This is a genomic window from Streptomyces pluripotens (assembly GCF_000802245.2).
In the GTDB taxonomy this organism is placed as follows: Bacteria; Actinomycetota; Actinomycetes; order Streptomycetales; family Streptomycetaceae; genus Streptomyces; species Streptomyces pluripotens.
Map to the genome: position 1 here is coordinate 756,871 of NZ_CP021080.1, position 21,220 is coordinate 778,090.

At 69.8% G+C, this 21,220-nt stretch carries 10 protein-coding genes; 1 reads left to right on the forward strand and 9 read right to left on the reverse strand.

Annotated elements, in window-relative coordinates; translation table 11 throughout:
• Window positions 1–35: 35 nt before the first annotated feature.
• The 9 genes from LK06_RS03245 to LK06_RS03285 form a co-directional block, all read right to left on the reverse strand.
• Window positions 36–1,181 carry a cytochrome P450 gene (locus tag LK06_RS03245; protein WP_043435862.1) on the reverse strand — a complete coding sequence of 382 codons (1,146 nt, stop codon included), beginning with the start codon at window positions 1,179–1,181 and terminating at the stop codon, window positions 36–38.
• On the reverse strand, window positions 1,178–2,488 hold the full coding sequence (locus tag LK06_RS03250; protein ID WP_043435864.1) for an MFS transporter: 1,311 nt from the start codon (window positions 2,486–2,488) through the stop codon (window positions 1,178–1,180). Before LK06_RS03250 ends, LK06_RS03245 begins: the two co-directional genes overlap by 4 nt.
• 15 nt (window positions 2,489–2,503) lie before the next feature.
• On the reverse strand, window positions 2,504–3,562 hold the full coding sequence (locus LK06_RS03255; RefSeq protein WP_043435866.1) for an amino acid--tRNA ligase-related protein: 1,059 nt from the start codon (window positions 3,560–3,562) through the stop codon (window positions 2,504–2,506).
• Window positions 3,563–3,588: 26 nt separating this feature from the next.
• Window positions 3,589–4,965, reverse strand: a complete 1,377-nt coding sequence (locus tag LK06_RS03260; protein ID WP_063891062.1) for an FAD-binding oxidoreductase — start codon at window positions 4,963–4,965, stop codon at window positions 3,589–3,591.
• 5 nt (window positions 4,966–4,970) lie between these two features.
• Window positions 4,971–12,452, reverse strand: a complete 7,482-nt coding sequence (locus LK06_RS03265; RefSeq protein WP_078859134.1) for an amino acid adenylation domain-containing protein — start codon at window positions 12,450–12,452, stop codon at window positions 4,971–4,973.
• Between the two features lie 51 nt (window positions 12,453–12,503).
• Entirely contained in the window at window positions 12,504–13,751 is a 1,248-nt protein-coding gene (locus tag LK06_RS03270; protein ID WP_043435869.1) for a condensation domain-containing protein, read from the reverse strand.
• A 3-nt stretch (window positions 13,752–13,754) separates the two neighbouring features.
• Window positions 13,755–16,400: an amino acid adenylation domain-containing protein gene (locus LK06_RS03275; protein WP_052319115.1), complete on the reverse strand. Its 2,646-nt coding sequence runs from the start codon at window positions 16,398–16,400 to the stop codon at window positions 13,755–13,757.
• Window positions 16,397–17,416, reverse strand: coding sequence for a class I SAM-dependent methyltransferase (locus tag LK06_RS03280; protein ID WP_043435871.1), 1,020 nt, complete (start codon window positions 17,414–17,416; stop codon window positions 16,397–16,399). Before LK06_RS03280 ends, LK06_RS03275 begins: the two co-directional genes overlap by 4 nt.
• 124 nt (window positions 17,417–17,540) lie before the next feature.
• The gene (locus tag LK06_RS03285; protein WP_078859135.1) at window positions 17,541–17,768 is read right to left on the reverse strand and encodes an MbtH family protein; all 228 of its coding nucleotides are present in this window, start codon (window positions 17,766–17,768) and stop codon (window positions 17,541–17,543) included.
• Between the two features lie 764 nt (window positions 17,769–18,532).
• On the opposite strand from LK06_RS03285, the gene LK06_RS03290 reads away from it, so the two are divergent.
• The gene (locus tag LK06_RS03290) at window positions 18,533–21,193 is read left to right on the forward strand and encodes a non-ribosomal peptide synthetase (protein ID WP_234367347.1); all 2,661 of its coding nucleotides are present in this window, start codon (window positions 18,533–18,535) and stop codon (window positions 21,191–21,193) included.
• The last annotated feature ends 27 nt before the right edge of the window (window positions 21,194–21,220 follow it).

Here is a 21,220-nt window from a genome sequence, read left to right on the forward strand (position 1 = left end):
GTTCGGGGTGTTCGGCGGTCGGAGGACAGGTGGTGTCAGGGCTGGGGCGGTGTTGCCGCGGCGGGCGCCTGAAGGTCGAGGACGAGTCTGTCGAAGCCGCGGAAGGTCTTGTTGACGCGCCAGTTCACGTCGCTGACCGTGGCGTTGGCGAAGCGGCGGGCGAACAGGGTGAGGAGTTTTGCGACGGTCAGCCGGGCGAGCGGGGCGCCGACGCAGTAGTGCATGCCGAATCCGAAAGCGATGTGGTCGGAGGGGTGCTGGCCGGTTCCCTGTCCCAACGGGGTGGTGGGGGCGGAGTGGTCGAAGAGGTCACGGCCGGTGAGGGAGACGAGGACAACGTCGTCCTTGGCGATCGAGTGCCCGGCCAGGGTCGTGTCCTGGGTGGCGAGGCGGGCGACGTGCCCGAGGGGGGCATAGAGGTCGAGGACGCGTTCGACGACGGCCTTGGCGGGTTCGTCGTCGGTTGCGGCCGCGATAGTGTGGGTCAGGTTGTTGCCGAGCATGTGCCACAGGGCGAGGCCGATCATGCCAGCGGTGGTCTCCAGGCCGCCGAACATCACCATGGACGAGGTCGCGAGCCGGTCCCACTCACTGCCCTGGGCCTTGTTCCAGATGGACTCGCCGTCCTCGTCGGGTGCGTTCTTGATGAAGTCGGCCATCTCGTGCAGCGAGGCCTGTGCGGCGCGTGCGTAGTCGGGCCGGTAGGAGACGGCGAGGAAGTCGGCGAGGGGCCGGGCCCAGGCGTGGAGGAGGTCGCCCTGGTCGGCGGGGAGTCCCAGCAGCAGGGCGATGGTGCGTGCGGAGATGTTGTCCGCGAGGTCGGGCATGGCGTCGTGCCGCTCGGAGCGGGCGAACTTGTCCAGTTCCTCTTCGAGGATGATGTGGATGGTCTCTTCGAGCCGGCGGATGCGGCGGGGGGAGAACATGGGCTGGATGGCCCGGCGGGCCTCGGTGTGCTTCGTGCCGTCGAGGAGGACGAACCAGCGGCGCATGGTCTCGATGAGGTGAGCGCACTCTTCGTGCATGTCCGCGGGAAGGTAGCTGAGGTTGACGGCGTCCAGGGTCTCGGAGGACAGGCGCGGGTCCTGGAGGGCGGCCTGTACCTCGTTGCGGCCCCAGACGACCCAGCAGCCGAGGTCCTCGTAGTAGCGGACCTGTGAGGTCGGTTCGTGGGTGGTCACGCGGGTTCCTTCTCATGGGTGTCGGGGCCGGGCTCGGGCCGGACTGTTGCGGGCAGGTCGCGCTGGGATCGCATGGGGCCCAGGGCGAGGACGAGGCCGCAGGGAGCGAGAACAGCGGTCATGATCCACATGGCGGGCCGGGGGCCGACCGCATCGCCGAGGAAGCCGCCGATCAGTGCGCCGACCGGGATGGTGCTGTGGTTGATGACCATCGTGGTGGCGACGACACGGCCGAGGATGCGCGGCGGGCAGTAGGTCTGGCGGAAGGAAGCCAGGACCACGTTGCAGGTGACGATGCCGAAGCCGAGGACGAAGGTGCCCACGGCGAAGAACGCCAGGCCCGCGCCGGATGCCGTCAGGGGGAGCAGCAGGGCGAAGGGCCCGGTGAGCAGTTGGGCGGCGAGCATGCCGCGTGCGGTGCCGAAGCGCCGTCCGATGGCGGGTGCCGCGGAGGCTCCGACGATGCCGCCGATGCTGCCAGCGGTCAGGAGCACGCCGACGGTCGCGGTGTTCGCGCCGACGGTGCGGACCAGGAAGACGACCTGGACGGCCTGGTATCCCAGGAGCGCGAAGTTGACCAGAGCGCCGTAGGTGACGATGGGCCGCAGGTAGCGGTCGCCGAACACGAACCTCAGACCTTCGGCGATCTGCCGGCCCAAGGGCACGGGTTGATCGGGCCGTTCCGGCTCGGTCTCCTTGGCCTTGATACCGGCGAGGCAGAGCGCGGACAGGATGAAGGTGACAGCGTCGAGGAGGAGACCGGTAACGGCACCGAAGACCTGGCTGATCAGGCCGGCCAGGCCCTTGCCGACCACGTCGGTGGCGGATTCGCTGGCGCTGATGCGCGCGTTGCCCTCTTGGAGGTCCGCGTCGGTGAGCACGGTCGGCAGGTAACTGTGCACGGCGGTGCGGACGAAGACCGCAGCGATGCCGCAGACCAGCACGACAGCGAGGAGGTGGGTGAAGGTGAGCACGTCGAGCCAGGCCGCGACCGGGACGGTGGCGTAGAGGATGGCGGAGACGACGGCGCAGGCGATGAGCAGGGGACGGCGCCGCATCCGGTCCACCCATGCTCCGGCGGGCAGGCCGATCAGAAGCCAGGGCAACCAGACCGCGGCGGTGAGCACCCCCACGGCGGTGGCGCTGGTGTCGAGGGTGACAACAGCTACCAGGGGGACGGCCACCGCGGTGACACTGTTGCCGATGCCGCGTGCGGTCTCGCCGATCCACAGAAGCCTGAAGTCCCGCTGGCCGAGGACTCCCCACTTTCTGCTCGGGCTGGTGCCGGCGGCGTTCTTCGTCTCCACGCTGATGGCTTTCTGCTAGGGGCGGGTGACCGCGTCAGGGAAGGCGGGGTGCTCGTTGAGCCGGGACATGAGCGGGATGTCCCGGATGTCGTCGTGGGACAGGACCCACATCAGGAACCTCTCGATGCCCATGCCGAAGCCGGAGGTGACCATGGGCAGGTCCTTGCGCATGCGCACGTACCAGGCGTACTCCTGCTCGTTGACATCGTGCAGGGCCATCGACTTGCGCAGCAGTTCGATGTCCGAGTGGCGTTCGCCGCCTCCCACGATCTCGCCGAGTCCGAAGAACAGGTCGGCATTGCGGGCGGTGCGTCCGGCGTCGTCGCCGAAGGCCTGGTAGAAGGGCACGGCCAGCGAGTCGAAGTGGTCGACCCAGACGAAGTTGTCGACGCGCTGCATGATCAGGCGCTCCCCCTTGCGGGTGAGCGAGCGCCAGGATCCCTCGTCGCGGACGCAGCCGTCCACGTCACCCACGAGCCGCATGGCCTCATCGAAGGTGATCCGTTCGAAGGGGGCGCCCCGGGCGGCCATGTTTTCGACATGGGCGGTGGTGCCGCGGAGTTGGGCGATACGGTCGCCGTGTTCGTCCAGGACCGCGGCGGCGAGCGTCTTCACGTAGCCGTCGACGTAACTGATCATGTCGTCGAGGCCGCCGGGTATCTCGGCTTCGCTGTGCGTGTACTGGTTGAGATGGGTCTCGTCCGGATTCTCGCCGCGGTAGGAGGGCAGGATGCTGTAGCAGCCGCCCGGCGCGAGCCGGCAGCCGTACTCCAGGGCGAACTGCATGCTGTCGGGCAGGAACGTATCCACGCCGAGAACGTTCACCGGCACGGGCTCGGAATCGCTGCCGAAGGCGTTCGGGCAGGTCACAGTCCGGGTCGTGAGCGGGAAGGACAGATTCTTCAGGCCCTTGGAGCGTGCGTACTGTCCAGTGGTCCGCTCCACGACGTCGTAGAGGTCGGCAACCAGGCCGTACCACGGTGAGCGCAGGACCGTGACGAATGCATCGGGGGCGTTGCTGGAGTGGACGGAGGGGGGCTTCAGGAGGGCGAGGGACTGGGGCTGCTGCGACATGCGGGGTCTCTCCCGGGGCGTGGGCGTCAGGACGGCGTGGGCGGGATGTTCTGGTTGCGCCGGAAGGTGTTGGCGGGGTCGTATGCCTTCTTCACGGCGGCCAGGCGGGTGTGACGGTCTGAGCCGTAGATCTCCAGGACGCGGCCGGGCGCCTCGTCGTGGAGGTAGTTGACGTAGGCGCCACCGGTGCACATCGGTGCGAGGCGCTCGATGCTGCGGCGGGGCCAGGCGATGTTCGGCGTGTCCTGCTGCGGGTCGGTCCACTGGGACGAGGCGGTGAAGATATACGGTGCGTTGCGGCTGGGAAACGCCGAATCCTCGTCTGGGACATGCTCGATGGCGCCGCGCAGGTACTCGAAGTCGATGGAGGACAGGGCCGAGGGGATCTCCTGCCCGGCGGCGATGAACGCGGCGGCCGTCTCGGGGGTGAGGTCGGTGGGATAGCAGGATTTGGTGAAGTAGCGGTGCCCGGCGGGCTCGCCGTGGTCGCCCAGGCTCTGGAGCTCCGCGTACGACATGCGCCGCACGAGGGTGGCAGCGGGGCCGGTGGTCTCGAAGAACGGGGCGGTGTGGACCGGTCCGTCGTCCGGCTCGCCGAACCAGGCAGCGGTGAGGAACAGGGCGGGTCGGCCGTGGAGTTCGGCGGGGATCCAGGCCGCGGTACCCGCGGGCTTGAGCGCGCCGACGGTGTGCAGCTCGTCGGGCTGGCCGACGGCGAAGTCCCGGTAGGCGGCCAGCACGTCCTGTGCGACGGCCAGGGGATAGACACCGGTGTGGTAGTGGACGGGGCCGACGGGGCGCAGGCGGAGGGTGAAGCGGGTGACGATGCCGAAATTGCCGCCTCCTCCGCGCAGCGCCCACAGCAGGTCGGCGTGGTCGGCGTCGGTGGCCTCGACGACCGAGCCGTCCGCGAGAACCACTTCGGCCGCCAGAAGGTGGTCGCAGGTCAGTCCCCAGGTGCGGGCGAGCCATCCATAGCCGCCGCCGAGGGTGAGGCCGCCCAGGCCGGTGTGGGAGACCACGCCAGCCGGGCAGGCGAGATCGTGCGGTGTGGTGGCGGCGTCAAGGTCGGCGAGCAGAGCGCCGCCGCCGGCCTGTGCGATGCGGGCGACCGGGTCGACGGTGACGCTCCGCATGGGCGCCAGATCGATCATGAGGGTGCCGTCGGCGACCGCGGTGCCGGCGACATTGTGGCCGCCGCCCCTGACCGTGACCTCCAGATCGGTGCGGGCCGCGTAGCGCAGGGCCTCGGATACCTGGCCCGGGGTGCTGCACGGGGCGATGAAGGCAGGCCGGCGGTCGTGCATGCCGTTCCAGATGCGGCGCGCCGTGTCGTAGCCGGGCGCGCCGGGCCCAAGCCAGTGGGCGGGCGTCTGCGGGGCGGGACGGTCGTGGAGGGACATGTGGGTCACTCGGTTCCTTGGATGAGGAGGGGCGCGAGAACGTCGGCCATGTGCTGGCGGGGCTCATCCGCCAGGACTTCTTCGTGGCTGCAGTCCAGGGGGTGCTCCTGGAGCCCCTCGGCGTAGGGCTCCCAGGCGCTTGGGCGAGGGCCGTCGGGCGTGCGGCCTTGGGTGGCGGTGAAGTGGAGGACCGTGCCGTCGAACCGGTCAGGCGTGTACGCGGCGACGAGCCGGCTGGCGTTGACACCAACCTCGACCAGCCGGGTGAACTGCTCGTGATCCAGGGGAACGTGGGCCGCCGCCTCCGCGCGCAGCGCGGTCAGCAGCGACCCGAAGTCCCCGTCATGGCCGGCGACGTCGCGCGGCCGGCCCACGAGGGTAGTAAGAAGGGCGAACTCGTCCCACTGCTCGGGGGTGGCCAGGCCTGGGTACGGCCAGGTTGCTCCGGGATAGGAGTCCACCAACGCCAGCAGTTCCACCTCGGCTCCGCCCGCGCGCAGTCGTGTGGCGACCGCGTGGGCGATGTTGCCGCCCAGAGACCAGCCGAGCAGCCGGTAGGGGCCCTGGGGCTGGACCGTCCGGATCTCCTGCGCCATGCGGTCGGTGATCTCACCGAAGCCGGCCGGTCGTTCGGCCGCGTCGGCCAGGCCCGGCGTCTGGAGGCCGTACACCGGCACCTCGGCAGGCAGCTGACGGGCGAGGGTTAGGTAGCTCCAGGCCAGGCCGGTCGCGGGATGGACGCAGAAGAGCGGCCGGTGGCCGGCGGCCGGGCGCAGAGGCAGCAGGACATCGAAGTCACCGCCGCCGGTGACGCCTCCGAGCAGGCCTCGGGGGGTGGGCGTCTGGAACAGGCTCCGGACGGACACGTCGATGGCCAGGTCGGCCCGGATCCGGCCGGCCAGCCGCATGGCGAGCAGGGAGTGCCCGCCCAAGGCGAAGAAGTCGTCGTCGACGTCCACGTCGGGCAGGTCGAGGACCTCGGCGAACAGCGCGCATGCCCGTTCCTCGCGCGGTGTGCGTGCGGCCACGGTCGTCGCGCGGGAGGACACCTCCGGTGCGGGCAGGGCCTTGCGGTCAATCTTGCCGTTCACGGTCAGCGGCAACTCCTCCAAGACGACCACGGCCGGCACCATGTACGCGGGCAGGGCGCCCGCCACCCGGCGCCGCAACACATCGGGCGAGAGCTCCTGTTCGCGGCCCCGGTCGGGGACGACGTAGGCCACCAGGCGTTTGTCGCCGGGCTGGTCCTCGCGCACGAGGACGGTGCTGTGCCGGACGGCGTGGTCGGCATCGACGACCGCCTGGACCTCGCCCGGCTCGACCCTGAAGCCGCGGATCTTCACCTGGTGGTCCACGCGGCCCACGAACTCCAGGACCCCGTGGTGGTTCCAGCGCGCCAGATCGCCTGTGCGGTACATCCGGGTGCCCGGCTCGCCGTAGGGGTCGGCGATGAACCGCTCGGCGGTCAGGGCGGGGTTGCGGGCGTATCCGCGGGCGAGGCCGGCCCCGGCGACGTACAGCTCGCCGGTGACGCCGGCGGGCAGCAGGCGCAGGTGCTCGTCCAGTACGTAGGCGCGGGTGTTGGTCAGCAGGGTGCCGATCGGGGCGCGGGATCCTCCGGCCAGGGAGCCGGGTTCGATGACGGCGATCGACACGTCATCGGAGCACTCGGCCGGACCGTAGACGTTGGCCAGGGGGATGCCTGGATGCCGTTTGTACCAGCGGGTGACGAGGTCGGGTGGCAGTTCCTCGCCGTGGACGAGCATCCAGCGCAGCCCGGCGAGGAGGTCGACGCAGGCCTCGTCGTCGTCCAGGAGGTCGAGCACCGCCCGCAGGACGGCGGGCACGATCTGGAGCACCGTGATTCCGTGTGCGGCCACGGCGCGGATCATGTCCAGGGGGTCGCGGGTGGTGTCGTCGTCGAAGACGTGGACACGGCCGCCGGGCAGGAACAGGGTGAGGGTCTGCCAGATGGAGACGTCGAAGGTCAGCGGGGCGTTGAAGGCGATGGTGTCACTCTCGTCGAGTCCGTACAGGTCGACGACGGCGCGCAGGTGGTTCGACAGGCCGCGGTGCGGCACCAGGACACCCTTGGGACGGCCGGTCGAGCCGGAGGTGAACACCGAGTAGGCGATCGCCTCCGGCTCCACCGTCACCGGGGGCGGCGCGGTAGCCGTGTCGTCGACGGTCACCAGCGTGACCGCATGGTCGCCACACGCGGCGATGATCTCGCCGGCCAGGCCGAGGAGATCGGGCGCGGCCAGCAGGAAGCGCACATCGGCGTCACACAGCATCCCGGCGGCTCGGGCGGCCGGGATGCCCGGGTCGAGCGGCATGTAGCCGCCGCCGGTGCCCAGCGCGCCCAGCGCGGCAGTCACGAACCAGGTGCTGCGTGTGGACAGCACGGCGACCAGGGTGTCCGCCCCTGCGCCGACGGCTGCAAGGGATCCGGCTACCGCCCCGGCGCGGTTGGCGACTTCGCGGTAGGTGAGGGTGGTGCGGTCATCGGAGACGGCGGCGGCACCCGGGCGGTTGGCGGCCAGAGCCCGTACGCGGCCGGGAAGGTCGATGGGCTGCTCCGCCGAGGGAAGGCCGTTCCAGTCGTCGAGCAGCAGCCGCTTCTCGTCGTCGTTCAGGAGGTCGAAGGATCCGATGGGCCGGTCGGGATCCGCGACCGCGTGCCGGAGGACCGCCACCAGGCGTCTGCCCATGGTAGCCACGGTCGCGTGGTCGAACAGCTCGGTGGCGTACTCGAACACCATGTGCAGGCCGGCGGGCAGACCGTCGTGATCGCGGCGGCTCGCGAAGTCGATGGACAGGTCGAACTTCGCAGTGTCGGTGGTGAGCGGAAGCAGCTGCGTGCCGGCGCTAGCGAAGCTCGGGGCACGGTCGATGAAGCCGTCGTCGAGAGCGAGGAAGACCTGGAACAGCGGGTGCCAGGCCAGGGAGCGTTCAGGCCGGAGCTCCTCCACGATCCGGTCGAAGGGCACGTCCTGGTGCGCGAACGCCGCAAGGTCGGTGGCCCGGACCCGGCCGAGCAGCTCGGCGAAGGTCGGGTCGCCCGAGGTGTCGGTACGCAGCACGAGCGTGTTCACGAAGAACCCGACCAGATCATCGAGCCCGGCCTCCGACCGTCCGGCGACCACGGTGCCCAGGGGAATGTCGTCGCCGGTGCCTGACCGCTTCAGCATGGTGGCGACCGCGCTCTGGAGCACCATGAACAAGGTCGTGCCGGTGCGCCGGGCCAGATCAAGAAGCTGCTGCTGCAGGTCCGCGTCAAGTGCGACCTCCACCGTGGCTCCCTGGTGGCCGGCGGTGGCCCGCCGCGGCCGGTCGAGGGGCAGATCGAGCTGCTGCGGAACTCCGTCCAGGGCCTCGCGCCAGAACGTGAGCTGCCGGGACTGCACGCTGCCCGCGTCGCGGTCGTCGCCGAGCAGGGTGCGCTGCCACAGCGTGTAGTCGCCGTACTGCACCGGCAACGCCGTGAATGCGGGAGCGCTACCGCTGCTGCGGCCCTCATAGGCCTCGGCCAGGTCGCTCAGCAGCGGTCGCATGGACAGGCCGTCACCGGCGATGTGGTGCAGCAGGACCAGCAGAACGTACTCGTCGTCGCTCCCGTCGACCTCGAAGAGGGTGCACCGCAGGGGCACGTCCGAGCCGATGTCGAAGACGTGCCGGGCAGCGCGACCGATCTCGTCGTCCAGGGCGTCCCGGCCGACGACGACGGTCACCAGGACCGGCGGGGCGACGTCTGGGGAAAGGACGACCTGATGTGCTGCGCCGTTCGACTCGGGGAACACCGTGCGGAGCGTCTCGTGACGGCGCATCACGTCGCCAAGTGCCTCACGCAGGGCTTCCGCGTCGATGGCGCCGTGCAGACGGAGGGCGAGCGGGATGTTGTAGGTGGGACTCGGTCCGTCGATGCGGCTGATGAGCCACAGACGCTGCTGGGCGAAGGACAGCGGTACCTGAGCAGGCCGTTCGCCCGCCACCAGCTCGGGCCGGAGGTGGGCGCTGTCGCTGCCGGCCACCGTCAGCAGACGGTCTGTTCCTGCGGGGCTGGGGGCGTTGAAGAACGAGCCGAGGTCGACGTCGGTGTCGAGAGCCGTGCGGATGCGGCTGATGAGGCGCATGGCGAGCAGGGAGTGGCCGCCCAGGGCGAAGAAGTCGTCGTCGACGTCCACTTCCCGTTGGAGGATCTCAGCGAAGAGCGAGCACAGGATCTCCTGGCGCGCGGTGCGCGCCGGAGCCAGCCCGGCGTGAGCCGTCCGCTCGGGCTGCGGGAGTGCGGTGCGGTCCAGCTTCCCGTTCACCGTCAGGGGCAGCTCGTCCAGGACGACGACCTCGGGGAGCAGATAGGCGGGCAGCCGGTCCCGCAGGCGAGCACTCAGCGCGCCCATGCCGGCCGGTGACGTGCTCTCGGCCGCAACGGTGTAGGCCACCAGTCGTTTGTCGCCGGGCCGGTCCTCCCGGACGATGACGGCGGCTCGCGCCACCGCCGGGTCGGCCTCCACGGCTGCCTGGACCTCGCCGGGTTCGATGCGGAACCCGCGGATCTTCACCTGTTCGTCAGCACGGCCGGCGAACTCCAGTTCGCCCTGGCTGTTGAAGCGGGCGAGATCGCCGGTGCGGTACATCCGTGTGCCTGGCTGTCCGAACGGGTCGGCGACGAACCGCTCGGCCGTCAGCCCCGGGAGCCCCAGGTATCCGCGGGCCAAGCCGGCGCCCGCTACGTACAGTTCTCCGGTGGCCCCGAGCGGTACGGGCTGCAGCCGGGCGTCGAGGATGTAGGCCTGCATGCCGTCGAGCGGGCTGCCGATGGGCAGCACGGCGGGGACCGGCTCATCAGCGTCCAGGGCCCATCGGGCGGCGAACGTGGTGGTCTCGGTGGGCCCGTATCCGTTGACGAACTGTATGGCGGGGAAGCGTTCGCGCAGTGTGCTGACTGCCGTCGCGGACACGGCTTCGCCTCCGGCCCAGATCTCCTGGAGCGAGCCGAGTTCGGCGGGGGCCTCCTCAACGACGAGTGCGAACAGCGCCGCGGTGAGCCACATGGCGCTCACCTGGCCGGACGCGATGACTGCGGCAAGAGCGGCGACGTCCAGTGCACCAGGCGGGGCGAGGACGCAGCAGCCGCCGTTCAGTAGCGGTACCCACAACTCGTAGGTGGAGGCGTCGAACGCCGGGGAGGAGTGCAGGAGCACTCTGCGGTGGGTCGGGCCGCGGAACGCGCTGTCGGTGGCGAGCGCGGTGATGTCGGCGTGGGTGACGGCCACGCCCTTGGGCGCACCCGTGGAGCCGGAGGTGAACATCACGTAGGCCAGGTGGTCGGGGTCCGAAGCGCGCGGCAGCTGCCGCTCACCGCGATCGATGGCGGGGCCGGGGGTGACCAGGACAGGCTTCATGTCGTGGTCGAAGGTCACCGTGGAGGAAGCGTCGTCCACCAGCAGGACCCGGGCTCGGGTGATCTCGGCGATCTCGCTCAGCCGGGCCGCGGGATGGCGTCGGTCCAGCGGGACGTAGGCGCCGCCTGCCTTGAGGACCGCCAGCACAGCCACGACCAGTTCCGGGGAGCGCTCCATGAGGACGGCCACCGGGGCGTCCGGCCCGACCCCGAGCTCGGCGAGGCCGTGGGCCAGCGCGGTGGAACGGGCGTCGAGGTCCGCGTAGGTGATCTCCTGCCCGGCGCTGAACAGGGCCGGCGCGTCGGGCGTGTGGCGGACCTGGGCGGCGAAGAGATCCACAACGGTGGCGCGGGCGCCGGGCTCTGCACCAGTGCCGAGGGCAAGCGTGCGCGCCCGGTCCTGTGCGCCGGCCGGGTCAAGCTGCCCGATGCGCCGGTCCGGGTCGTCGGCTGCCTGAGCTAGGACACGGAGCACCGCGCCGACGAGCCGCCGGGCGCTGTCGTCGTCGAACAGGTCCGTGGCGTACTCCAGGAAGCCGGCAAGGCCGCACGGACGACCGTCGGTTGTGTGTTCCCGGACATTGAGGACCAGGTCGAACTTGGCCACCTGGGTGGGGACGTCGAACAGGGCTGCGCGCGGCAGGCCCGGCAGGTCGGTCGGGCCCGCCGACTGGCCGATGAAAGCGAGCGCCACCTGGACGAGGGGGTTCGCGGACCTTGAGCGTTCCGGGTTGACTTCTTCGACCACCCGGTCGAAGGGAACATCCTGGTGGGCGAAGGCAGCCAGGTCGGTGGTGCGGACTCGGTCGAGGAGTTCTGCGAAGGTCGGGTCGCCCGAGGTGTCGGTACGCAGCACGAGCGTGTTGACGAAAAACCCGACCAGTTCGTCCAGGAGGTCGTCGGATCGGCCTGCAACGGGCGAGCCGATCGGAAGGTCCTCGCCCGCCCCGTAGCGGGTCAGGACCGCGGCCAGCGCGGCCTGCAGGACCATGAACACGGTCGCCTGGTGTTCTTTGGCCATGGCGAGCAGGCGGGTGTGGAGGTCGCTGTCGACCGTGAAGGTGACGCTGGCGCCGTGGTGCGAGGGTACGCCGGGCCGGGGGCGGTCCAGCGGCAGCGTGATCCGGTCGGGAAGGCCGGCGAGGGCCTCGCGCCAGAACGCCAGTTGCTTACGCAGGGCCCCGTCGCCGGAGTCGTCGTCGGCCTGGGCGTGGTGCTGCCAGGTGCTGAACTGCGCGTAGGTGACGGGGAGCGGGGAGAACTCGGGCGTCCTGCCGTCCTGCCGGGCTGCGTAGGCGGCTGCCAGGTCGCGCAGCAGCGGATCCACGGACCAGCCATCGGCGGCGATGTGGTGAAGCACGAGGACCAGGACGTGTTCGGTCGCATCGTCCGGGCCGGGAGTCTGGTCCGGGCCGTGCGGTGTGCCGCTGTCGGTGAGGGTGAGCAGCCAAGTCCGCAGCGGAACGTCACGGGTGATGTCGATGGCCTCGCCGGTCGCCGCGAGCATCGCCGCGGTCAGGTCGGCCGGCGGGACATGGCGGTGAGCGAAGACGGGTGGCTCATCGGTGGCCGGGCGGATCTCCTGGAACGGCACGCCGTCGTCCTGCGGAAACACGGTCCGCAGGGGTTCGTGACGGGCCACGATGTCGCCGAGGGCAGCCCGCAGGGCGGCGGCGTCGACCGGCCCCCGCAGTCGCAGGCCGACCGGCATGTTGTAGCGGGGGCTGGGGCCCTCCAACTGGGCGAGGAACCACAGGCGCTGCTGGGCGGGTGACAGCGGGATGCGGTGGGGGACGGCGGTGTCCGCCAGAGCGGGGCCCTTCGGCGCGGGCGGGGCCGTGGCCTGGGCCAAGGCCAGGGCCACGCCCTCCGGCGTGGGAGCCTCGAAGAACTTGCGGAGGTGGATCCCGTGGCCCACGGTCTGGCGGATGCGGCCCATCAGCCGCATGGCGAGCAGCGAGTCGCCGCCGGCCTCGAAGAAGTTCTCGTCGCCGGCGGTCTCCGGCGTGCCCAGCACTTCGGCGAACAGCTTGCGGAGGATCTCTTCGTGGGCGGTACGGGGCTCGGGGCCCATGGAGGGCATGGAAGACACGGGGGTCCCCTTCGTATTCGTAGCGATGCGTTGGGGTCGACGTCAGGTCAGGGCGGAGGTGAAGTGGGCCAGTGAGCCCTGGAAGGCGTCGAGCAGCCAGCGGGCGTCCTGGTCGGTGAAGGCGTCCGCGCAGACGCGAAGGGTGCCGCGGATGTTGCCGACGGTGCCCCAGGTGAATTCCCACAGGGCGGGGACGTTGGCCCAGCGGGGCGGGATGGGGACGTACGTCGTGCGCAGGGCCGGCAGGCGCAGCCGGGGAACCGCCACGTCCACATTGACCAGGTGCAGGAACAGCGGTGCTGCTCCGTGTGCCCCGTGGACGGCTGCGGCGCGCAGGATGCGGGAGTAGGGGACGTCCTTGTGGTCGAGGGCGGCGTCAATCGCCTGGGCGTGCTGCTCGACGACTCGGGCGGGTGGAAGTGTGTCCGGCCACCGGGTGCGCACCGGCAGGGTGTTGAGCAGGGGGCCGATGGTGTTCTGGAGGTCCTGGCTGTCGCGGACGGCGACAGGCATGCCCACGACGACGTCGTGGGCGGGCCCGTTCCCGGCGAGGGTTGCACTGACCGCCGTGAACAGGATGACGGCAGGTGAGACCTGGCAGGTCCGGGAGAGGTGGCGCACGGCCCGGGTCTCGGATGCGCCGAGCAACAGGTCGTGGGCGAGGAACCTACCGAGTTCGGATTCCTCCGGCGGGCTGGTGCGAGGCGCCTCGCCGGGGCGCACGCCGTCAAGATGTTCCTTCCACCAGGCGATGTCCGCGGGGTGTGCGTGCTCGCGTTCGGCGTGGTCGAAGAAGTCCGGCGCCATGCTGGTGAAATCGGGGCCGTCCGTCTCTGCGGCGTATGCCTGGCCGAGGTCGTCGGCCAGGAGGGCAAGGGACCAGCTGTCTCCGGCCACATGGTGCACGGCAAGCGCGAGATGGTGGATGCCGTTGGACGGGTCGGACAGGAGGCGGGCCCGGACGGGGGGTTCGGTGGTCAGGTCGAACGGTGTGTCCCACCAGTCGGCAAGCAGGCTCAGCACGTCGCCCGCGTCGGACGCGCAGCGGGTGCGGGTCAGGGCCGGCAGCGGCGCGGACGGCTCCAAGGGGACGGCGCTGCCGTCCTGGAACGTCGCGGCGAGCACCGGGTGGCGTCGGATGACGCGGTGTACGGCCCGCTCCAAGCGTGTGACGTCGAGCGGGCCCACGATGCGGAAGCAGAGCGGCATCGTGTACATCGGGCGGTCGGCGAGCATTTCGTGGACCAGCATGGACTGCTGCATGTCCGACAGGGGCCGGAAGGTCTCCATGGCTCAGCCCTTCACGGCAGGGGCGTGGTGCAGGACCTCGGCGAGCCACTCGGCGAAGGTCGGTGCCTTGAGGCACGCGCTGGGCGTGGCGTCGGTGTGGACAATGCTCCGGGCCCGGGCGGTGACGCGCAGGGCGAGCAGTGAGTGTCCGCCGAGGCTGAGGAAGTCGTCGTCGTCCCCGACTGCGTCGACGGAGAGGACCTCGCGCCACAGTTCCCGCAGCTGTTCCGTGATGCCGTCGGCGGGGGTGTCGGCGGCAGGCGCCGGGATGGCGGGCGGGGCCGGCAGTTGCAGCTTGGCGACTTTCCCGTTGGGGAGCCGGGGCAGGTTCTCGACGAAGACCACCTGGGACGGCTGCATGGCGGAGGGCAGATGCGCTGCCGCGTGCCGGCGGATCTCGCGGGCTGTCAGCAGGCCGGGCCCCTTGTGTGCCTCACGTACACGGGCGGCGGGGGGTGTCCCGTGGGTCTCGCGGGTGGCGTACACGTAGGTGACGTCGGCGGTGGTGTCGACGTTCCAGTCGTCGATCTCGTACAGGCTGAACCCGGCGTTGGTGAGGATCTTCCGAATGTCCGGGCCGACGGTGCTGGCGCGCTCGACCTCCAGGCATACCTGGCGTACCCGGGGCCAGTGCTCAGGTCGCAGACCGCGCAGCACGTCCAGTTCGGCGCCCTCGGTGTTGATCTTCAGGAGGTCTACGGCGTCGAGTTCGAAACGGTCGAAGATCGTGGACAGGTCGGTGGTGGGTACCTGGTGCCTGGCGGCGGCCAGACGGCGTTCGGTGTCCTGGCGCAGCTGGGCGAGTTCGGTCTCGTTCGCCGTGCCGGTGCCCCCGGCACCGGCGGTGCGGTAGTGCGACTGCACGAGCTCCGCGGCCGCCGCCTCACGGTCTGGTCCCAGTCCGGAGAGGTAGCTGAGCTGCGGAAACGAGGTGAGGGTCGCGGTTCCGGACCGGTCGGTGACCGCCATCGGGACGAGGTCGGCCGAGACCCCGTTCAGCTTCAGGTTCGCCGTTAGGTAGGGAAGCGTGTCGGGGTTCGGCTCGACGGCGACGACGCGGACACCGTCGGCCTGGCGTGCTGCCCACAGGGAGAACAGGCCGATGTTGGCTCCGACGTCCACGATGACCGCGTCCGTGCTGATCCGCAGGCCGAAGCGGGCGTACTCGTCCTCTTCGAAGATCTGCCGGTACAGGAACAGCGCTTCATCCGGAGACGGCGTGGCCACGGCCAGGCCGTTGGGCAGTTCGGTGCGGCTGAGGCCGCCGACGAGGGGCGAGTGGACGGGCTTGGCGGCCACGTAGGCGACCAGGCGTACGCCGTCGCTGCCGTCGGGCAGGCCCACGACGGCAGCATCGTGGACCAACGGGTGGCGCCGGATGACCGTGCCGACTTCCTCGGGCTCGACCCGGACGCCACGAACCTTGACCTGGTCGTCGATGCGGCCGCGGAACTCCAGGTAGCCGGCGTCCGCCTGTCTGACCCTGTCGCCGGTGCGGTACATCAGCGTCCCGTTGGAGGCGAACGGGTCGGGCCGGAACCGTTCGGCGGTCAGAGCGTCGTCATCGAGGTAGCCCCCGCCCACGCCGATACCGGAGATCCACAGTTCACCGGTCTCCCCCGCGGGCACCGGAGCCAGGTCCTCGCCGAGGATGTGGCACGCGACGTTGCCGATCGGCCGGCCGACGGGCGCGATGTCCCCGTCGTAGGGCTCGCTGCAGTCCCAGTAGGTGGCGTTGACCGAGGTCTCGGTGGGCCCGTACCCGTTGTACAGCTCGGCGGGCAGCAGGCTGCGGAACCGCCGCACGAGCGTCATGTCCAGTGCCTCGCCACCGCAGAAGACGCGGCGCAGCGAGGTGCAGTACGCGAGTTCGTCCTCGTCGAGGACGTACCGCAGTACGGAGGGCACGAAATGGGCTGTGGTGACCTCGGCCTCCTGGATGAGGCGGACGATGCCGAGGCTGTCGAACTGCAGTCCCGGCGGGGCGATGACCAGGGTGCCGCCGGCGATCAGCGGAGAGAAGATCTCGTGGATCGCGGCGTCGAAGGCGTGGGATGCCTTGTGCAGGACACGGTCGTCCTGCGCCATGCGGTAGTGCTGGTGGCCCCACTCCAGGCGGTTGCACAGCCCGGCGTGGTGGAGCCGCACGCCCTTGGGACGGCCGGTGGAGCCGGAGGTGAAAAGGATCACCGCGGTCTGCTCCCGCGCGGGCCGCTCGCGCCAGGTGGCGGCAGCAAGGCTTTCCGCGTCACCGGGACGGCACTGGGTTTCCACAGCCAGCCACGCCGCGGGGCCGAGCGCGGCAGGGTGGTTGTCGTCCTCGCGGAGGATCACCCGCGGTTTGGCCGCCGCGATGACCTGCACGAGGCGGTCGGCGGGGAATTCGGGGTCCATGGGAACGGCGACGGCACCGATGGTCATGACGGCGATGAGCGCGCTCACATAGCCGGCGGAACGCGGCAGGTAGAGAGCGACGTGATCGCCGGGCTCGACGCCGACGCTGCGCAGCTGGCGGGCGACCGCGGCGACCTGGTCCCACAGGTCGCGGTACGAGAGCTCACCGTCGGCGCTGAGGACGGCAGGGGTGCCTTCAGGTACGGCGTCGGCAGCACGCAGGAGGTCGGGAACGTAGATCGGCTGCATCGTCATGCTCGTTTCTCGGCCACGGCAACGACCGCCATGCGGGGGACTTCGGCGAACCAGCGGTCGGCGGCCTCGCGCAGGACCGGCTGGAGAGGCGCCCCGGGCTGGACGTCCGGCAGCCCGGACACATAGCGGGTGTGATCGAAGAACTCTTCGATGAAGGTCCACGATGCGGCGGTGTCGCGGTGCGCGGCGAACACACGCTGCACGCCGTACATGTCGGCGATGTACTGGCACATACGGGCGGCGGCCGTCTCGCGGTCCTCTGCCTCGACGATGAGGGGGTCGTACACGTCCACGATGGTGGCCGTGACGGGCAACCCGTCGAAGAGCGCGGCCAGTTCGGCACGGCAGAAGTGGGCGTAGTCGTGGCCGGCCGCCGAGTACGGATGAACGACCTCGGTGAAGAACCTGGCCATTGGGCTGGTCGTATCGAAGTCGTGAAGGACGACTCTCCCACCGGGCTTGACCACGCGCACCGCTTCGCTGGCGGCTTGCGGGCGGTCAGCGGGAGCGATGTGGTGCGTGCCGTACGCCAGGAGAGCCGCGTCGACCGAGCAGTCCCTGAGCACCAGGGCGTCCGCGGACTGGCGCACTGCGGGCAGGCCCAGGGCGAGTGCCCGCGCCACCATCTCGCCAGAGATGTCGCCGGTGATGATGGAGAGCTTGGCCAGGCGGCTGTCGGCGCGGTCGGCAACCGCGCGCGCGATGGTGCCGTCGCCCCCGAGAACGTCCAGGAGCGTCACGTCGCCCGGCGAGTCGGAACGGGTGGCCAGCCGCAGTAGGTGCCGGGCCCCGGTCCAGCGTACGGAAGCATCCCGCTGTGCCCGGCGGTAGGAGTCGCCGCGGCCGGTCTCATCGGAGTCGAACTCGTTCGTGACCGACACCAGCGCTGACAGCAGGCGGGGCGATCGTGCCCGCGCGGGGTCGATCAGCTCGTGCAGGCCCGGGTGCTCGGCGGCGGCGTGCGCCAGGTACGCATCGAGCGAGACGGACGGCAAATACCCGGCGCCCGAGGGCACGGAGGTATCCGTGGATGGATTTGACACTGGAACTGGCTCCCCCGCTTTTGGCTGCCAGGACTATGAAGGAGAAGCCGTGCACCAGGCCGCGCTGCGTGGCGCCTGGAGACGGCGGTGTGAAGCGTCAGTGTGGCGGTGCTTCGATGAGCCCGGACGGACGCATATCGGTCCAATGGGACTCGACATAATCCAGACACTCCTGCCGGGCGCCCCGGCTCACTTCCGCCCACCCGCCCGGAACAGGCGTCTCGGCGGGCCAGAGGGAGTGCTGATTCTCATGATTGACAAGTACGAGGAATGCCCCCGGCTGGCCGTCGTCAAACGGATTGGTGAACACCTGGCCCCTTCTCACTCGACATACCGGTTCCCTCGGATGGCGAGGCCACGACGCCGAGTTTTCAGCGATATGCAACCTGGCCCATCTCGCCCAGCGACCTGCGCTTGGCAGATATTAGATGCTGCACAATTCAACGGCGCATGATCAATGTGACATGGATCACGATAGGCCGCTGGCGTTCGGTTTTAGACACCATTCCAGGCCGCGCCGATCCGGTTCCGGGTTCGTTCCGCCCTCCATTGAGGCTTTTTGGAGGCTAAGTCGTACAGGCATGCCGCAATCTACGGACAGCCGAGTGTGACGCAAAATAATCTGTTGACACCCCACGTAGTGCGCAGAGATGATCGCCGGGGTTCTCTATTTCTTCGAGGCGTTGCGGTGGCGTTTCTCTACACCGTCTCGCTGCAGTTCCGATTCAATGCTGCAGAGCCTTCCGATTCGCATATCTAGTGAAATTCCGGCTTATCTCGGGGGATTCAGCCGTGCTCTCTGGCACCACATCACCGCTTCCCGTGAACGAGAACGCGACGTCCGCGCACTGTCACGCATGGCACGTTCGACTACCAGAGGGCGCGAACGGGCCCGATATCGGGAAGTCGGCCAGTGCGCTGATACGTGGCATTGCTGAACTGCACGACCCTCCACGCGCCTCCGCGCAGGGATTCTGGTGCGAGGACGTCCCTCACACGTCCGATTCGCCGCTTGCCCGCCGCCGGCTCCATGCCGAACTGCACCGTGCGCTCGACCCAGGCACGTCCGGGTGCCCGCCGCTCCGTGCCGTGCTGCTGCGCTACGCCGACCGGGCCTGCGATCTCGTACTCGTCAGTCACCGCAGCGTTCTTGACGCAACCTCGCTTCGGGCAGCCGCGGAAGCCCTGGCGTGCGGGGATGGCCTGTCCCACGTCACCGCGGCCCGCCCCTCCTGGCCGGACGCGGTCAAGGAGAGCGACCGCGAAGAGCTCCAGAACGCCGCGTTCGGCACCAACCCCGCCTGGGGCGCGCCTGATCCCGGCGATGACGTGCCAGCCGGCCCGTCCGGCGACGTGCACGCGGCTCAACTCGACCACGTGGTCGAGGACTCACAGGCCGCGCTCCTGGTGGCAACAGCAATCGTTCTCGGGCGATATGAGGATCAGGGAAGACCGGTGGTCGCCGCGCTGTCCGTGGATCCCGGCCGGCCCGACGACGTCCTGGGGGCCTTCGAGTTCGGCGCTCTCTTCTCCGGCGATCTCACCGGCACACAGCGAATCGGAGACCTGCTGGAACGCGCGCGACAGCTGCTCACTGAGCCTGCCCTGCGCTACCACAGTGGTCAGCGCGGGGCACCGGCTTCGCGAGCCTACGGGGGCGGCGTACTGGTGGGTGTCTTGCCGGAGGCTCCCGAAGGGTACCTTCCCTGCCAGACCGCGCCGTTTCCGGTCACCCTGGTTCCCCGACGTGATCCGGGCGGGATCCTGCGGCTCGAAGCACACCGTCAGCCAGACATGGTGGGCGACGCAGCGGCCCGGCGTTTCGCCGTCCAGGTCGCCCGCGTCCACGCCTGGATCTCCCGGCAGCCGGCAGACGCAGTCCCTGACAATGCGGACCTCCTCGATACCGCAGAACGAGAAGCCGTCGCCGCACTCGGCCGGGCACGAACCGCGCTGCGGTGGCAGCCCGACAGAATCGACTCCGCCTTCGCCGAGCAGGCAGCACGCTCCCCCGAGGCGATCGCCATCACCCACGGCACGGACGAGCTCACCTACCATCAGCTCCACGCCCGGGCGGCACGGCTTGCGGCCGGGCTGCGGACGCAGGGCGTGACACCCGGAGACCACGTCGGCATCTGTCTTGAGCGGTCAGCCGACTTCATCGTCTGTCTGCTGGCCGTCCTGCTCGCCGACGCCGTCTACGTGCCCATGGACCCCGCCTATCCGGCCGCGCGTCTCGCCCAGACCATCGAGGACGCCGGACTCACCACCGTCATCACCGAGCTCACCGAGATCGCCGGGGTATCGGCCAGCCTGCTAACACCCGACGCCCTTGACGCAACCGGAGCGACGACGCCCGGACCCCCGGCTCCGGAACGCGGGCCGGAATCACCCGCCTACATCATCTACACCTCAGGCTCCACGGGCCGGCCCAAGGGCGTCGTCGTACCGCACCACAACGTCATCGCCCTCATGGACGCAACGCGGCGCGACTTCGGACTCACCAGCGACGACGTGTGGACGTTCTTCCACTCCGGTGCTTTCGACTTCTCCGTCTGGGAGATCTGGGGAGCCCTGTTGACCGGGGCCCGCGTGGTCGTCGTGCCCTACTGGGACTCCCGCTCCCCGGAGGAGTTCCACCGACTCCTCGTCCGGGAGCAGGTGAGCATCCTGAGCCAGACCCCGTCCGCCTTCGCCCAGCTGGCGGCCGCCGACCGGGAACAGAGCACGAAACTCCCGGTGCGGCTGGTCATCTTCGGAGGCGAGCCCCTGGACACTGCCAGCCTCAGCGGCTGGCTCGACCGCTACCCCGAGTCAGAGTGCCGGCTGGTCAACATGTTCGGCATCACCGAGACCACGGTGCACGTGACGGCACAGACCATCCGGCGCGACGAAGTGCTCAGCGGAACCAGGTCGGTGGGGCAGCCCCTTCCCGGATGGCACGTGTACGTCCTCGACCAGCACGGACGCATCCTTCCGCCCGGAGCACCCGGAGAGATCTACGTCGGAGGCGTAGGAGTAGCACTCACGTACTGGAACCGACCTGAACTGACGGCCGAGCGTTTCGTCACCGACCCCTTCGCTGTCGGTCGGATGTACCGCAGTGGCGACCGAGGCCGACTCCTTCCCAACGGCCGGCTGGAGCACCTGGGACGGCTGGACAACCAGGTCAAGCTCCGCGGGTTCCGAATCGAGCTGGACGAGATCCGCAACGTCCTGCTCGAAGCCCCCGGGGTCACCTCCTGCGCCGTGGTCCTCGGTGGTGACCAGGACGGCGGCGCCGCTCGCACACGCATCGACGCCTACGTGGTCCTGGCCCCCGCCGCAAACGGTGACGTTGAGCCTGTGCGCCAACGCGCGGCCGGACTTCTCCCGGCGTTCATGGTGCCCACTACCGTCACTGCACTCGACTCGCTGCCCCTGACCGTCAATGGCAAACTCGACACCCGCCGCCTCCCGCCCCCAGTGATAGAAACCCGCACTGCCACCGATGACAGGCAGGCATCTGGTCTGGCAGCCCGTCTAGTGGCCCTCTGGCAGGACATTCTGGGGGTCCCCGTCGGGCTTGACGAGAACTTCTTCGAACTGGGCGGAAATTCCCTGTCCGCAGTACAACTCGCCGCGGAGGCCCGCAACCGAGACATTCCCGTTCTACCGTTGCGTGCCCTCTACAGCAACCCTACGGTGCGTTCACTCGCGGCCATCCTCGACCAGAGCGGTGTACAGAGTCAGAGCCGCACTCGAAGGTGATGGCCGCACCTGTGTGACCGCTGCGGA